The 14,126-nt window shown below is 41.9% G+C and carries 20 protein-coding genes; 6 read left to right on the top strand and 14 right to left on the bottom strand.

Translation table 11 applies throughout. The annotated features are described in order from the left end of the window. Positions 1-3: 3 nt before the first annotated feature. The 4 genes from NHB35_RS03585 to fumC all read right to left on the bottom strand — a co-directional run bounded on the left by NHB35_RS03585 (position 4) and on the right by fumC (position 4,024). Positions 4-1,491 (bottom strand): RNB domain-containing ribonuclease, encoded by a 1,488-nt coding sequence (locus NHB35_RS03585; RefSeq protein ID WP_353433037.1) that lies wholly within the window; start codon positions 1,489-1,491, stop codon positions 4-6. A gap of 11 nt (positions 1,492-1,502) precedes the next feature. Beyond that, positions 1,503-2,057, bottom strand: coding sequence for an NAD(P)H-dependent oxidoreductase (locus NHB35_RS03580; protein WP_353433036.1), 555 nt, complete (start codon positions 2,055-2,057; stop codon positions 1,503-1,505). An 11-nt stretch (positions 2,058-2,068) separates the two neighbouring features. Next, positions 2,069-2,554, bottom strand: coding sequence for a ferritin-like domain-containing protein (locus NHB35_RS03575; protein ID WP_353433035.1), 486 nt, complete (start codon positions 2,552-2,554; stop codon positions 2,069-2,071). Between the two features lie 81 nt (positions 2,555-2,635). Then, positions 2,636-4,024 (bottom strand): class II fumarate hydratase, encoded by a 1,389-nt coding sequence (gene fumC / locus NHB35_RS03570; RefSeq protein WP_353433381.1) that lies wholly within the window; start codon positions 4,022-4,024, stop codon positions 2,636-2,638. 93 nt (positions 4,025-4,117) lie between these two features. On the opposite strand from fumC, the gene NHB35_RS03565 reads away from it, so the two are divergent. Continuing rightward, positions 4,118-4,357: a DUF2789 family protein gene (locus NHB35_RS03565; protein ID WP_353433034.1), complete on the top strand. Its 240-nt coding sequence runs from the start codon at positions 4,118-4,120 to the stop codon at positions 4,355-4,357. A 5-nt stretch (positions 4,358-4,362) separates the two neighbouring features. Here the strand turns inward: NHB35_RS03565 and NHB35_RS03560 are convergent, their stop codons facing one another. From NHB35_RS03560 to NHB35_RS03515, 10 genes are all read right to left on the bottom strand, one after another. After that, the gene (locus tag NHB35_RS03560; protein WP_353433033.1) at positions 4,363-4,617 is read right to left on the bottom strand and encodes a hypothetical protein; all 255 of its coding nucleotides are present in this window, start codon (positions 4,615-4,617) and stop codon (positions 4,363-4,365) included. Between the two features lie 147 nt (positions 4,618-4,764). Next, complete coding sequence (locus NHB35_RS03555; RefSeq protein WP_353433032.1) at positions 4,765-5,526, bottom strand: L,D-transpeptidase; 762 nt, start codon at positions 5,524-5,526, stop codon at positions 4,765-4,767. Positions 5,527-5,621: 95 nt separating this feature from the next. Beyond that, positions 5,622-6,260, bottom strand: a complete 639-nt coding sequence (locus NHB35_RS03550) for a phosphoribosyltransferase family protein (RefSeq protein WP_353433031.1) — start codon at positions 6,258-6,260, stop codon at positions 5,622-5,624. Then, the gene (locus NHB35_RS03545; RefSeq protein ID WP_353433030.1) at positions 6,257-6,838 is read right to left on the bottom strand and encodes a phosphoribosyltransferase family protein; all 582 of its coding nucleotides are present in this window, start codon (positions 6,836-6,838) and stop codon (positions 6,257-6,259) included. The genes NHB35_RS03550 and NHB35_RS03545 overlap by 4 nt, the downstream gene beginning before the upstream one ends. A 30-nt stretch (positions 6,839-6,868) precedes the next feature. Continuing rightward, on the bottom strand, positions 6,869-7,759 hold the full coding sequence (locus NHB35_RS03540) for a ribose-phosphate diphosphokinase (RefSeq protein WP_353433029.1): 891 nt from the start codon (positions 7,757-7,759) through the stop codon (positions 6,869-6,871). Further along, positions 7,759-9,303, bottom strand: coding sequence for a thymidine phosphorylase family protein (locus NHB35_RS03535; RefSeq protein WP_353433028.1), 1,545 nt, complete (start codon positions 9,301-9,303; stop codon positions 7,759-7,761). Before NHB35_RS03535 ends, NHB35_RS03540 begins: the two co-directional genes overlap by 1 nt. 21 nt (positions 9,304-9,324) lie before the next feature. Then, positions 9,325-10,662 carry an erythromycin esterase family protein gene (locus NHB35_RS03530; RefSeq protein WP_353433027.1) on the bottom strand — a complete coding sequence of 446 codons (1,338 nt, stop codon included), beginning with the start codon at positions 10,660-10,662 and terminating at the stop codon, positions 9,325-9,327. A 26-nt stretch (positions 10,663-10,688) separates the two neighbouring features. After that, on the bottom strand, positions 10,689-11,267 hold the full coding sequence (locus tag NHB35_RS03525; protein WP_353433026.1) for a Fe-Mn family superoxide dismutase: 579 nt from the start codon (positions 11,265-11,267) through the stop codon (positions 10,689-10,691). A gap of 52 nt (positions 11,268-11,319) precedes the next feature. Then, positions 11,320-11,721 (bottom strand): hypothetical protein, encoded by a 402-nt coding sequence (locus NHB35_RS03520; protein ID WP_353433025.1) that lies wholly within the window; start codon positions 11,719-11,721, stop codon positions 11,320-11,322. Positions 11,722-11,725: 4 nt separating this feature from the next. Further along, the gene (locus NHB35_RS03515) at positions 11,726-12,082 is read right to left on the bottom strand and encodes a hypothetical protein (RefSeq protein WP_353433023.1); all 357 of its coding nucleotides are present in this window, start codon (positions 12,080-12,082) and stop codon (positions 11,726-11,728) included. Between the two features lie 239 nt (positions 12,083-12,321). On the opposite strand from NHB35_RS03515, the gene NHB35_RS03510 reads away from it, so the two are divergent. The 5 genes from NHB35_RS03510 to NHB35_RS03490 all read left to right on the top strand — a co-directional run bounded on the left by NHB35_RS03510 (position 12,322) and on the right by NHB35_RS03490 (position 14,109). Further along, complete coding sequence (locus tag NHB35_RS03510) at positions 12,322-12,540, top strand: hypothetical protein (protein WP_353433022.1); 219 nt, start codon at positions 12,322-12,324, stop codon at positions 12,538-12,540. A gap of 28 nt (positions 12,541-12,568) precedes the next feature. Beyond that, positions 12,569-13,090, top strand: coding sequence for a YceI family protein (locus tag NHB35_RS03505; RefSeq protein WP_353433021.1), 522 nt, complete (start codon positions 12,569-12,571; stop codon positions 13,088-13,090). A 53-nt stretch (positions 13,091-13,143) separates the two neighbouring features. Then, complete coding sequence (locus NHB35_RS03500; protein ID WP_353433020.1) at positions 13,144-13,350, top strand: hypothetical protein; 207 nt, start codon at positions 13,144-13,146, stop codon at positions 13,348-13,350. A gap of 65 nt (positions 13,351-13,415) precedes the next feature. Next, on the top strand, positions 13,416-13,646 hold the full coding sequence (locus NHB35_RS03495; RefSeq protein WP_353433019.1) for a DUF2789 domain-containing protein: 231 nt from the start codon (positions 13,416-13,418) through the stop codon (positions 13,644-13,646). Between the two features lie 34 nt (positions 13,647-13,680). Further along, positions 13,681-14,109, top strand: coding sequence for an organic hydroperoxide resistance protein (locus tag NHB35_RS03490; RefSeq protein ID WP_353433018.1), 429 nt, complete (start codon positions 13,681-13,683; stop codon positions 14,107-14,109). Positions 14,110-14,126: the final 17 nt, after the last annotated feature.

Raw genomic sequence — 14,126 nt, 5'->3', positions numbered from 1 at the left:
CAACTAGCCAGTAACTACAAAATCAATGAAGCCTCGCTCAACATTAGTTGAGATAAGCTTGACCCTCATGAGGTGGCCAACCTTAAATTCACCTGGGCTACTCACAATCTTCCCCTCCACTGGAGGATTAAATATCCGCACCCAAACCCCTTTATCATTCACTCCAGAAACAATGCCATCAAAGTATTGGCCAATACGAGAACTGAGCAGCAAAGCGGCCTCCGACTTTCTAACTTGGCGCTCTACCCGCTTACTGATATCTTCTTGCAATGTGCAATGTAGCGCCAATTCCTTTAATTCATCAATTGAATAAGGAGGCTTTATACTGGCGAGCACCGATTTAATAAGTCGTAAAGTAATTAAATCGGGGTAACGCCGATTAGGCGCTGTTGAGTGCATATAGTCAGTTACAGCCAAGCCAAAATGGCCAACCGCCTTACCGCTGGGCTTTTCAACAATATATTCGCCAGAACCCATCAACTTCACAATAACTAAAGATAAGTCTGGAAAACGTATTGGATCCTTGTGATGCTGCTTGGCCAAGAATTCTTCTAGGGCTTGTGAATCAGCCTCATTTGGAAGCTTATAACCAAGATCTGCTGCAACTTGCACAATTCGCAACCACCTCTCAGGAGATCTGACTACCCGCCTCATCGAGAAGATGCCTGCATCCGCAAGAAAGCGCGAAGTGCACCCATTTGTTGCGATCATGAATTCTTCTATCAGTTGGCGAGCACGATTATGAGCTTGCTGCGAAATCTCTGAAATTTTGTCATCAATAAAGGTGGCCCTTGGTTGAAAGATGTCAAATTCAAGCGAACCTTTGTCGTGTCTTTTGATTCTTAGCTTTTGTGCAAGCTCATCCTGTATGCGAAGCTGCTCATCTAGGCCCTTCACAGCCTTGATCGTTCTAGGCATATGATCTTTACTATCGAGCCATGCCGAAACTGAATCGTAAGCAAGCTGGGCTTTATTTCTAACCTGCGCTAGATAAATCGAATCCCTGAGCAACTCTCCCTCTTGAGAAAAATGCATTTCACAGATCATTGCAGGGCGATCTTGGCCTGGATTTAATGACGTTAGATCATTTGATAACCTTAAAGGCAACATTGGAAAAATTCGAGCCGACGTATAGACCGAACGAGTATTGATATATGCATGACTATCAATTGAGCTATTTCTTTTCACAATGGAATCCACATCAGCAATTGCAACTAGCAGTTTGATAGACCCATCATCAAGCCTCTCAGCTACTGTTAACTGGTCTAAATCACGTGAATCATCGTTATCTATAGAGCACCATAAAAGATCTCTCAAATCTCGAAAAGCGTCTCCAAACTTATCAAATGGACCATCTATTTCCTCCAATTCCTTCAAGGCATCAACTGAGAACTCTGGCTCTAGGCCGCGAACAATCATGACCCCAATAGCAATCCGAATAAGCTCTTCACGATTGTTTTGAGAATCCTTTAGTTCAATGTTGAATTTCATGAAAACAATCTTTAGGGGTGCTGATTAAGGGACATCCACTCAAGCATTACGGCAATCCAGCGTTCGATAAATTTCTCGCTTGCTTCGGAGATATTTCCAGACTTATCAAAAAAGCCCTCCTTCATTTGTATAAACATTTCAGGCTGACATAAAGTCGGCATATTTAAGGTTGCAAGCACTCCGCGTAAATGTTGCTGGGCAAGCGCTGTGCCTACAGGGCTTGGTGAAATACCAATAATGGCGGCAGGCTTTTTATCCCAGGAATTCTGACCATATGGACGTGAACCATGATCTAGTGCATTTTTAAGTACACCTGGTATTGATCGGTTGTACTCTGGCGTTACAAATAAAACGCCATCGCTATTCTCAATTTCTGATTTCATTCGCAATACTGAATTAGATTGATGATCATCCTCATCCTGGTTGTAAAGGGGTAGATCCCCAATTTCAACAAAATGAAAACTAACGTTAGTGGTTGCCATACATACAATGGCATTAGCCAGTTGGCGATTAATAGACTCTTTTCGTAGACTTCCAACAATGATGGCAATTTGCAGGGTTTTCATTTCACCCCTCCTTAAGTTTTATGGCAAAAGGAATTAATTTCTCCTGGCTTTCTAAGCATCTTATTGACTTCATCTAGATGCATTTCCTCCTGGACAATTAGCTCTCTTGCATACTCATCGAGCAATACTGATTGCACTCCACTAGTTTCTGGATGCGTGCGTGTGGCAATTTTTAATAAGTCATAGTAGGCAGCCAGAGCAATCGTTTCATGCTCCAAACTCTCACGCAAAATATCGCCAATGTCATGCTTTTCTGTCTCTAGCAAGGGGCCAATTTTTAATGATGGGTGACCGCCCAATAAAGTTACAAGCTCCCCCGCTCTATGGGCATGATCTAGACTCTCAGTTGCGTTACCCTTGAGCCATTCCACAATTGGAATTCGGTTGTACCCGTAGACCATTAAAGAGTAGTGAGTATATTTAACCACCCCAGCTAGCTCTAGCTCCATGATTCTATTTAATGAATCCACTGCAATTTGATTGTTCATGTTATCCATGCTTATCTCCTTAAATCACATCAATAAAAATACTTACCTTTCAACATGTCCTTGAAAAGATAACTATTACCTCACTCACCTCTAATTACTTTTGGTTAACTTTTCGGGTACAACCCATCTATCGAAATTCGACTCTGATACAAGTCCACTTGCAATCGCAGCATCTCTTAAGCCGACTCCTTTCTCATGAGCGGTTTTAGCAATAGTTGACGCTTTGTCATAGCCTATATGGGGAGACAATGCTGTAGCCAGCATCAACGAGGAATTCATTAAATCGTTGATACGCTCAAGATTTGGCTCTACCCCTTTGGCGCAGTATTGATTAAATGAATTCATGCCGTCAGAAAGAATTCGAATGCTTTGTAAAAAGTTATGTAGTATGAGTGGCCTAAATGCATTAAGCTCAAAATTTCCGGATGCGGCACCCATAGCAATGGTCACATCATTTCCCATGACTTGATAGCAAACCATGGCTAACATCTCGCACTGAGTTGGGTTTACTTTTCCAGGCATGATTGAGCTACCAGGTTCATTTTCTGGAATCCTAATTTCTCCCAATCCCGCCCTAGGACCCGAAGCCATCCACCTGATGTCCGTAGATATCTTCATTAATGCCGTTGCAAGAGCTTTAAGGGCACCATGCATCAGCACGACCGAATCGCTACCTGCTAATGCAGCAAACTTATTTGTTGCTTCAGTAAATGAAATCTCTGTTCCTAGAGTCAAATTCTCTACTACTAATTTGGCAAATTGCTGCGATGAATTAATTCCAGTGCCTACTGCAGTGCCACCTATTGCTAGTTCAGATAGTCCTTGTAGCTCAAGCTGAATGGCCCAGCGAGCCATCTCTAACTGGGTAACGTAACCAGAGAATTCCTGCCCCAATGTCAATGGCACCGCATCTTGAAGATGCGTTCTACCAACTTTCGTAATTTCAGAAAAATCCTTTGCCTTTCTTGAAAAGGTTGCAATCAAATCGCCCAATATGGGCAGTAGATTCTTTTTAATCGCCCAGACACCTGCAACATGTATTGCTGTTGGAATGACATCATTTGAAGATTGGCCTGCATTTACATCATCATTTGGATGAATGAGACGTTTCGCGCCCATCTCACCACCCATGAACCTAGAGGCAAGATTGGCTATAACCTCATTCATATTCATATTAGTTTGAGTGGCCGACCCTGTTTGCCACAAAGACAGCGGAAAGTCTGCCCAATGTAACTTCATAAGTACCTCTTCAACGGCGAGTAACAATGGCTCACCTTTGCGCATTGAAAACAAACCAAGCTTAATATTTGCCAAGATGCAGGCACGCTTCACTTGCGCTAACGCCCAAAGAAATTCTAGTGGTATCTTTTCAGTTGAAATATCAAAATGCATTAAGGCGCGCTGGGTTTGAGATCCCCATAAGTTCTCATTAGAGACCTCTATATCCCCCATAGAATCATGCTCAATTCTGGTATCCATCATGACCTTCTTATTTCATTTATGAGCACTACTTCACGCTCTTGTGAATTATTTTTTAAAGGCGTATAACTAAGGCATTGAGAAGGAGATGCCATGAATAAACCATTTGAATCACTGCAAGATCTTTTCATGCAGTTAGGCCTACCTAATAAATGCTCCGACATTGAACTATTCATAAAGTCTCATGCTCCGCTAGATAAATCGATTCTTTTGGCTGATGCACAATGGTGGAGTCCTGTTCAAAAAGATTTTTTAAGAGATGAATTATTAAAAGATGCAGATTGGGCTGAGCCTATTGATTTATTAAATAATCTGGTTAGACAATTGCCCTAGCCGATCTACTCAATCCTTGCCTCTACATCTCGAGCCAGTTCTATTGCACCCTCATATCCCGATCTAAGATGACTTGGTAGATCTGGGTCACCCGCAATTGAACCCAATGTCTCTAGAAGACTGTAAATAAGTCCTTTTGGCGTAGATTGAAGCAAATCACTGCCAGAAAAATCATCATCCACATGATGAATTGCATCAACAAATTGGTCAGCTGATGGAATTTCCTCAATTGCCAAATGCTTTCTTGATGTTTTACTCACTTACTCCTCCGCAAATGAGCCAGTCAATATTTGAAAAATTCAAATCTTTAAGCTCCTTTATTCATCTTATTTAGGCGAGGAGTTTAATTTTTGATGCAAATCAAAATATTGAATAAATTGCTGTATCCCTGGAAGATTTATGTAATTTCAGCGGATGAATTGATGATTTGCTTTCTTTTTTAGTGGTTTAGACCATTCGGGCTTGCTATTTTGATTTGTATCAATCACCACCAAATACTTTCCTGAAAATGGAGTGACGGTGCGATTTTTAGCCAACACCCAAAAACGAGAGCCCTGAGATGCTGCCTTATCATATTGAGCATCAAGCACGCCATAATGATCAATATATTGATTCAATGTGGCTGGTATACGAATACAACCTTCTGAGCGGGGTGTTCCAAGTAGATTCTCAGCCAACTCCGGATCGGTTGCATGCATCTGCAACCTCAACACACCTATCTCTTTTTTACCCCAGGTTCTTTGTGCGGCAATCCAACCAAAGTCATATACGCGCATCCCCTTTTCACCATAACCCCGAAAGCCCAGCTCATTCTTTGTACCTAATGCACGAAAGTCAGGGTTATCTAATGAATGCTCAAATACACCAATAGGCGTTAAAAAGTGCTCAAATTTGCCTGGCAAGCCAGAGGAAATGGGCGCAACCCCCAAAAGCGACCAGCCCTCCTTTTCAGATCCCAGGTAAAGAAATGCAGCCTGAATATTAGGATTTCGGTCAACTAGAATTACAAATTGCTGATGTTCAAGCCAAATATTGGCGCCTTTGAGCGCCCTCTCTAAATGAGCCGCATATTCAGCCGAGACTGACTCAGGGGTATCCAAATACGGCGTCACTAAAACTGAAAATTCTTTTGATAGTTCTTGCTGCGTTATTGCTGACGAGTCACTCAACCCCTTATCAGCTATCGCAATAAACGGCGTCCCCCCAATTATTAGTAAGCAAGTTAATAATAAATTTTTGATTGATTTGCGCAGTACTGGCATTTTTAGATCTCTTGAGCACCAGCTAAAAGCGCTATCACCTCACTATCTTCTACTTGTGAAAAATCCTCGTAGTAGGCGCCAACACCAGTAAATCTAATTTCTTGTAGCAAACATATAAATTCATCACAATAAGTTCTAACCAGCTCAATAGAGTTTTCAGCTGCTACTGGAACAGCGCAAATTAATCTTCGCGGCATCTGGTTTCTGAGTTCCCTAAGTCCTGCTGCCATTGTTGCACCAGTTGCAAGTCCATCATCCACCACAATAACAATCCGGTCTCGGGGGCTAATTGGAGCTCTCACTGGCGTATATAAAGCCCTTCGACGGTGCATCAAATAAATCTGCCGACAAACTTCGGACTCTATGTATTCATCGGTAGCACCAACCTTTTCAGCCAAAGATGAAACAAAAACTTCACCCTCTTCAGTAACAGCGCCAATAGCCAATTCTGAATCCATTGGCGCACCCAGTTTTCGAACCATCAAAACATCCAGTTCGCCACCCAAAATATCAGCAATAACTCTTCCTAGTGGTACGCCTCCACGTGGAATCGCGAGCACTAGTGGATTAAATCCTATGTATTGAGATAGGCTTCGTGCAAGCAGATGAGCGGCTTGCACTCTATTCTTGAAGTTCATCATAAACTTTCATTATTTTTAGATTTAAGCTGTAATAGCTGGATGCCAAATGTAGGCTCATACGGCGGCACATGGCATTCAACAACATCACCAGCCGCAATTTGAATATCAACACCTACAATCTCGGCCTTGATTGGCAATACATTTACTTTTCTATCGACAAGGCAGGCAATCAGAATTCTTGCGGGGGTTTTCTTCATCAAATAATCAACCACCCTTAGCAATGAATGTCCGGTATAAAGAACATCATCAACGATGAGCAATGTGCAGTCAGTTAAGTCTGTTGATTCCAAAGTCTCATTAGACTGCAAATGCGTCTCAGCATGGATGAGCGTTAAATCATCTCCATAACGCTTTACTAATAAATCAAATCTGAGGGGCGCTGGCATTTGATAATCATTTATCAGGCGCTCTGTAAGCATATCTGCCAACGGGGCTCCACGGCGAAGCACTCCTATAACAGCTAATCTTTTAGTGTTACGAACCAGAGCAGCTGCTTTTGATGACATACGATCAATGACCTCAACCATTTGATGAGTTTCGTATAAACAAGTGCGATTTCCAACTGGTAAGCTATTCATGTTCATCTCCTGATATTGAATACATATGAACTAATCTTTATTGAGACTCATTAATGCTCTGGCAATATCAGGCAGGATGCTCACTACATTGGTTGAGTGAATTACTGAATCTGTACTCCAGATGTTTTCTATGCCAGAGAGTTTTAAGAGATCATAGGTATCGGCATTGATTAAGGCATGAGTCACAGCAACATCTACTGTTTTAGCCCCTTTTCTCAATATGAGATCGACAGCACTCGCTAAGGTATGCCCACTACTAGCAATATCATCTAGCAAAACAACATGGCGATCTTTCACTTTAGTTTTAGGGAGCTTGATCTCCACCTTTTCATCGCTGTGTCGAATCTTTTTGGCTACCGCATAATCTAGTTGATTTGCTAAAGCCGCCTGCTCTATCCATTGAATAGACTCAGAGTCAGGGCCTATTAATAATGGATTAGCCCTCTTTAGTGCTGCGAATTGACCTAATAGAGGTGCAGCACTTACTACAAGGGCATGCTCTACTGGTATAGCCTCCTCCAATTTTGTAATTCGATGTAAGTGAGGATCTACAGTAATGACAACATCAAATAATGATGCCAATAAGTCCCCAATGATTCGCTGACTAATAACCTCACCAGGATGAAATGCAGCATCTTGCCGCATATAAGACAAATATGGGGCAATTAGGGTTAGGTTCTGAACGCCCATATGCCTAGCAGTTCGGGCGGCAAATAATAATTCAAGAAACTTATCACTTGGATGATCCAGGGTGTAGTAAATGTAAACACTACTTGATAAGTTTTCTGGCAGTTGCAATTTAAACTCACCATCTAGAAAATCATGTCGCAAAATAGGACCTGACTCAAGATGCATTAATTTAGCCAAAAATAATGCAGACATTGTTTGGCTTTGGAAGTAAATTAGATCAGCACTATTCATCAGAATTCCACAAATACATGAGAAATTTCTTCTGCGAGGCCAATTTTGTAACCAATTGATTTACTACATAGTGCTTTCGCAAATACAAGATCAGCCTCAATTCCAGAATGAATACGATACAAAGCATCCCCCTTATTGACCTTATCACCCAATTTGTAAATCAGATCGACGCCTGCTCCTTGTATTTTTGGGGCTCCAGCTAATCTTGCAATACGTGATATTTGCAAGTTGTCTATCGAGGCAATAACGCCAGAATCTGGAGAGAGGACTTCAAATGTCAGCTTTCCTAAAGGAGGATTTTTATAATCAAAATGATTTGAGCCCTGTGCCTCAATGATGGCATTCATCTTTGCTAATGCCCTACCAGAATCCAAAATATCTCTTGCTACGGCAAAACCATCTCCTCCCCTTATATCGGGATCTTGCTCTAAGAGTCGACCGGCCAACCTCAGGGCTTTCTGGCGCAAATCATTTGGTGCCTTTGGATCGTTTTCCAGAACCCGCATGACATCTCTTGCCTCTAGAGCTGGGCCTACACCAAAACCAATTGGCTGACGACCATCAGTAATAACCACGTCTAATGAGAGATTCAGCCGAGAAGCGACATATTCAAATAGACGCCTTAAGTTTTGAGCTTCCTGCATCAAGCTCACTTTGGCGGTAGGCCCAAGCGGAATATCTAACAGCAGGTAAGTTGAACCTGCTGCGATTTTTTTAGAAAGAATCGAGGCAACCATTTGACCAGGAGAATCAAGAGCCAATGGCCGCTCTACAGAAATCAATACATCATCAGCCGGCGATAGATCAGAGGCACCTCCCCAGACTAGGCAGGCATGATTTTTTAAAGCAATCTCCAAGACTTTTTCATAGGAAAGGTCTACCTTGGCTAAGACTTCCATGGTGTCGGCAGTACCAGCCGGCGAAGTAATAGCTCGCGATGATGTTTTTGGGCACAGCATTCCATGAGCTGCTAAGATGGGTATGACCAACATAGATGTCCGATTGCCGGGAATGCCTCCGATGCAGTGCTTATCAACCACAATCTGCTGATTCCAAGATAGGCGACGCCCACACTCAATCATCGCTTTAGTTAAAAAGTAAGCCTCCTCACGATCCATCTCCCCGCGATTGGTGGCCACTACAAATGCCGTAAGCTCAATCTTGGAATACAGCCGTCTTGAAATGTCCTTAACTATCTGCAAGAAACTCCCTGCATCAAGGCGTTCGCCATTTATTTTTCGAAATAAAGATCCCATTGATGCGGGTGGCTCCGCTTGCGAAACCGAAACTGCGTGTCCACTTTCAACGCCTAATTGCTTGAATGCATCCTCAGATAATCCAATTTCGGTATCTCCAACAATTGAAAGATCATCAACGACGTTTAAGGTCGCCAGTATTTGACTTTCACCAGCCTTTACAGCAATCTTAGATAGAGCCTGAAACCCTTCTGCGTGATAAACACAGCAATCACGATGCAAATAAGCGACGTTTTCCCGATAGGTATCAATTGCCACAGAGCGAAGAGTTAGGTGTGTATTACTCATATCAGTTCTTTATGCTCTGTTCTATAAACCCCTTGGATATGTTTCTGGAGATTCACCATTTATCCAGTGGCTTGTTAACTCCAGAGGCTTTAAAGCATGTGACTCATCTATGTGAATGATTGAATCAAATTGCTTGGATAGGTTTGCATGAAAATAGTGACTATGGCGCTCAGTATTTGGAGAGTAAATCACCCCAATAGCCCTTTCTAGGTGAGCCTCATACGAAAGTGTTTCATGCAGTAGGTAGTTATTTTTAATAGGCAAATAGAACGTATTGATGCCTACCTGGTGGAAATAATTTTCATAACTCGCATGAAGTGCTTGGCGAACCCTTTTCCTCTGGACTGGAGCACCCCAATCTGATGCCGCCGTCACAGTTCCATGGTAAGTTGTAAAGCCAACCGAATAGACTTCCCGCCCATAAGTCTGGCGCATTAGCTGACCGACGTTTAATTCACCGCGCTCACCCATCTCTGTAGCACGCGCATCGCCAAGATGTGAGTTATGTGCCCACACTATGATTTTGGATGGTTCACTTCGTATATCTGTGATGTGCCTATCTAGATTTACTAAGATCTCAGCCATATGTTGGTCACGCATATTCCACGATGAAACACTACGATTAAACATATTGCGGTAATACTCTTCCGCATTTTTGATCAACCTTGCATTTTGCTGAGCATAGAACAGAGCATCTGTTTCTTCTGCACCTTTATGAGCAAGATATTGATCACTTTTTCTATAAAGTTCGACCAATTGAGCCACCACTTGAGGCTCGCATGAAGCGGCGGCACCTTTAACACTTTGAGAATACCCATACAGCTCACTGCTTCTATCAAAGTGGTCAAAGCAGGCATACCGCTCTCTAGCAGCGATTGCAGCAGGTGGATCAACTTTATCTAAGTACTTAAGCACCTCATCAATGGATGTGAATAAGCTATAAAGATCAATTCCGAAAAAGCCAACTTTATCTCGATCAAAAATTACTGAGTCATTATGTCTATGTAGCCACTCCACAAATCTCAGAACTTCAGTATTTCGCCACATCCATGTAGGAAATCTCTTAAATCCTGATAAAGCTTCATCTGCAGAACTATCGTTGCTTTGGCTGCGAACGTATCGATTTACTCTATATGCGTCAGGCCAATCCCCTTCTATAACAACAGCTGTAAAGCCTTTTTCGACAATCAATCTTTGTGTAATTCGAATTCTTTCGCGATAAAACTCAGCAGTCCCATGCGATGCCTCGCCTAACAACACGATTCTGGAGCCCCCGATTTGCTTCATTAGGGCGTCATAATCCCCGTCTTTACCATCCAAAATCTTGGCTGATGCATCAATTACAGTTAGATCAACCATTTGCAGCACCTCGATATCAATTCTTTTTATTCAAAATTCTTCTCAACAAATTCCCAGTTCACTAACCGCCAAAAACTATGCAAATAATGAGGTCGCGCATTTCTATAGTCGATGTAATATGCATGCTCCCAGACATCGCAGACCAATAATGGCTTTGATCCCGAGGTAAGTGGCGTACCAGCATTACTGGTTGATTCAATCTCTAATGATCCATCAGCTTTCTTAACCAACCATGCCCAGCCAGAACCAAAAGTTCCAACTGCAATTTTGGAAAATTCTTCAACAAATGCGTCATATGAGCCCCACTTTGCATTGATTGCTTTGCCTAGCTTTCCAAAGGGAACTTCCGGGGTAGAGGGCTCCATGCACATCCAATAAAACGTATGATTCCAAACTTGAGCGGCATTATTAAAAATGGGGCCAGATGCATTTTTAATAATTTCTTCGAGGCTTAAATTTTCAAATCCTGTTCCCACAATTAGGGCATTGAGATTGTTGACATAAGCCTGGTGATGCTTGCCATAGTGATATTCCATAGTCTCCTTGGAGATATATGGTTCTAACGCATCAAGCCCGTATGGTAAGACCGGTAATTTATGTTCCATGTGAATTCCTTTTAAATATCCAAGTAACCAAGTGCAATAATTTGCTTTGAACTTATGAAAACCATCTCAAAAATGCAGCAGAAATAAGTGCTAGAACACCAAACATAAACATAGGCCACCAATAAATCTTTTCAATCGTTTTTGAAAAGCGAGTGCAATAAATCACATATGTTGCGGAGAATATGAAACCCAATATCACGCAAGCAATTTTGATTAGCAGCACCGCAATAGCTGTGCCATGGATGTCCGGTAGCTGGTGGTAATAATGAAAGGTGGTTAGACCAAATGCTCCGCCAGTAATTCCTTGTATAACCCAGGCAAATGCTTGCACCCCAGCCAATAAACGCCTATATTCGCCTATCGCAAAAAATAAACCATACGCCCCTACTCCGACAATGACTACAGCGCCAATGTTATGAATTGCCTGAATAAGGGCGTAGAGTAGCGATTGCATATCTTTATTTAGCAGTAACAATGGTTGATGCCTCAACGCCAGTCAAACTATGATCGGCGCGTGCCTCTTTTACAACCACCACATGCATACCAGGTGATAGTGCTGGCAAATCAACAGTGCATGGGCAGCCACTCACATTGCGATCAACAATTGGCTTTTGATCATCAACATAGACGTGAAGGTGGTTTCCTTCGGGGCCTAAGGCCACCTTATAAGAAAGTTTTACAACGGATCGAGCATTTACGATTGCATCATTTTTGGGCGACAAAATCGTAATCCTCCCCATATCAGCCGCATAGACACCCGAAGTCAATGCAACCCCAAAAGTAGCCACCATGATTTTTTGAATAATTTTGTTCATTTACATCTCCTCGTTTACCTATATGAATTTTCATAAACACCAATTGGTGTATGAACCAAGATAAAACTCAAGGAAAAAATTATTTTGATACGTATCAATTAATTCAAAGAATCTCTCGAATATTTTTGATACATATCAAGAAATTTTTTGAAGCCAACGAGATCATTGACTTAAAGAATTGGTAATGAATGTCAAATAAAAGAAATTAACCGCTTTATTGACCCTGAAGGAGCCTCACTATGCAAGTACATGTAAATCAAGGATTTTTAGGACGTAGACATGCTTTTGATGGCACTGATATTGGATTCTCACCCATTGCACCGGGCGACTATGAAGCCAGTTTTGATTCAAGCACTGGCCTTTCGATCCTTAAATCAACCGGTGAGGCCGCTTACCTTAAACGTGAACAGTTTGAGGAAAAAATTACCTTAGGCGTACTAGTAGTTACCGCAATTTAATTTTGCATCAATTATTAAGGAGTCATATATGACAAAAACTAATCAACTATTTGTATTAGATCCTGGCCACACCTTTGCTTATTTCGAGTATTGCCATTTTGGCTTCTCAAGGCAAATTAGCCGATTTGACAAGCTTAGCGGGGTTATCAAGCTCAATTTGAAATCACAAAACGGGTCTGTGAATATTGAGATTGACACAAGATCCGTCAATACTGGCTCTGAATTATTCAACTCCCATATTCAGGGCATTGAGTTTCTCAATACCTCAGAGTATCCGAAGGCCACATTTGTCTCGGATAAAGTTGAATTCGAGGGCTCAAAGGTCACGGCAGTTCATGGTGTCTTAACAATAAAAGATATCTGCGAACACGTCACACTGGAAGTAATCCATTTTGAATACGGAAAGCACCCAATTACTGGAAAAGAGCACTTTGGCGCAAATGCCGTAGCGGTAATCCAAAGATCAGACTTCAACATGGGTAAATATTCGCCACAGATTAGCGATGAAGTTGTCATCAAAGTAGCAATTGAGGCGTCCAAAGGCGAATAAGTGTGTTGTTGCGGAATCCAATATTTATCCGATAAATCAACAAGGGCTAAATCATGAAACGAATTGTCGATATTTTCACTAGGGACTGGTCTCCTGAAGTTGTCTGGACTTACATCATTAATCTAGAAGGCAATACTAATTCGATGCAGTTAAATCAAAATGAGGTAGATGCAAGCGCTTTTGAACTTGAAGCACTTCGTTTGGCAATTGAAGATGGTTGTGGATACAAAGAAAATTTGATTGCCAAAGTAAGGGAATAGTCCTTGTGGGCCTGGTAAAACAACAAATAGTCTGAAATATAAATTCTCACTAAGGAGAAAAACTTATGGAATCGCCAAACCATCCTCTTAAAGAATTATTTAATCAACTAGGATTAGCTTCTGATTCAAACTCAATTAACGAATTTATTAAAACTCACTCTCCTCTGGGTAATGGGATTTTGCTATCTAATGCACCCTTCTGGAAACCAAGTCAAGCTGCTTTTCTACGTGATGAATGCTCGAAAAATGCTGACTGGGCTGAGACGGTAGATCTTTTAAATAGCCTACTGAGATAAGACATTTACCCACAGGGTCAATAAAGGAGCTTATATGCTTACCAAACTAGATAAAGTTGTTTATACCGCTCATGCTCACACCACCGGGGGTAGAGACGGTCACTCACGCACAGATGATGGGCATGTAGATGTAGTGCTTACGCCACCCAAGGAAATGGGTGGCTCTGGTACTGGCACCAACCCAGAGCAACTATTTGCTGTTGGCTATTCTGCATGCTTTCTTGGCGCAATGCGGTTTGTGGCGGGCCCGATGGAAGTGAATGTACCTAGCGATACCTTCATCGACGCGAGTGTTGATATTGGGCCAACTCCTTTAGGCTTTGGAATTGCTGTGAAATTAAGCATCTCTTTGCCTGGGGTTGAAAGAAGTCTCGCACAGAAAATCATTGATGAGGCCCATAAGGTTTGTCCTTATTCAAATGCCACCAGGGGGAATATTCCTGTTGAGCTTATTTTGCTTTGATCACCTAAGGAGTGAAA

The organism is Polynucleobacter sp. MWH-UH23A, from assembly GCF_040409805.1.
In the GTDB taxonomy this organism is placed as follows: domain Bacteria; phylum Pseudomonadota; class Gammaproteobacteria; order Burkholderiales; family Burkholderiaceae; genus Polynucleobacter.
The sequence above is the reverse complement of the archived record's forward strand: the minus strand, read 5'-3'. Positions and strand labels throughout refer to the sequence as shown.

Bases quoted from the DNA above. Each gene is read 5' to 3' on its own strand.
- NHB35_RS03550 (WP_353433031.1), bottom strand. From the start codon at position 6,260: ATGATGAACTTCAAGAATAGAGTGCAAGCCGCTCATCTGCTTGCACGA.
- NHB35_RS03500 (WP_353433020.1), top strand. From the start codon at position 13,144: ATGAAACGAATTGTCGATATTTTCACTAGGGACTGGTCTCCTGAAGTT.
- fumC (WP_353433381.1), bottom strand. From the start codon at position 4,024: ATGGATACCAGAATTGAGCATGATTCTATGGGGGATATAGAGGTCTCT.
- NHB35_RS03490 (WP_353433018.1), top strand. From the start codon at position 13,681: ATGCTTACCAAACTAGATAAAGTTGTTTATACCGCTCATGCTCACACC.
- NHB35_RS03575 (WP_353433035.1), bottom strand. From the start codon at position 2,554: ATGGATAACATGAACAATCAAATTGCAGTGGATTCATTAAATAGAATC.
- NHB35_RS03545 (WP_353433030.1), bottom strand. From the start codon at position 6,838: ATGAATAGCTTACCAGTTGGAAATCGCACTTGTTTATACGAAACTCAT.
- NHB35_RS03540 (WP_353433029.1), bottom strand. From the start codon at position 7,759: ATGAATAGTGCTGATCTAATTTACTTCCAAAGCCAAACAATGTCTGCA.
- NHB35_RS03495 (WP_353433019.1), top strand. From the start codon at position 13,416: ATGGAATCGCCAAACCATCCTCTTAAAGAATTATTTAATCAACTAGGA.
- NHB35_RS03515 (WP_353433023.1), bottom strand. From the start codon at position 12,082: ATGAACAAAATTATTCAAAAAATCATGGTGGCTACTTTTGGGGTTGCA.
- NHB35_RS03525 (WP_353433026.1), bottom strand. From the start codon at position 11,267: ATGGAACATAAATTACCGGTCTTACCATACGGGCTTGATGCGTTAGAA.
- NHB35_RS03585 (WP_353433037.1), bottom strand. From the start codon at position 1,491: ATGAAATTCAACATTGAACTAAAGGATTCTCAAAACAATCGTGAAGAG.
- NHB35_RS03565 (WP_353433034.1), top strand. From the start codon at position 4,118: ATGAATAAACCATTTGAATCACTGCAAGATCTTTTCATGCAGTTAGGC.
- NHB35_RS03530 (WP_353433027.1), bottom strand. From the start codon at position 10,662: ATGGTTGATCTAACTGTAATTGATGCATCAGCCAAGATTTTGGATGGT.
- NHB35_RS03510 (WP_353433022.1), top strand. From the start codon at position 12,322: ATGCAAGTACATGTAAATCAAGGATTTTTAGGACGTAGACATGCTTTT.
- NHB35_RS03520 (WP_353433025.1), bottom strand. From the start codon at position 11,721: ATGCAATCGCTACTCTACGCCCTTATTCAGGCAATTCATAACATTGGC.
- NHB35_RS03580 (WP_353433036.1), bottom strand. From the start codon at position 2,057: ATGAAAACCCTGCAAATTGCCATCATTGTTGGAAGTCTACGAAAAGAG.
- NHB35_RS03535 (WP_353433028.1), bottom strand. From the start codon at position 9,303: ATGAGTAATACACACCTAACTCTTCGCTCTGTGGCAATTGATACCTAT.
- NHB35_RS03505 (WP_353433021.1), top strand. From the start codon at position 12,569: ATGACAAAAACTAATCAACTATTTGTATTAGATCCTGGCCACACCTTT.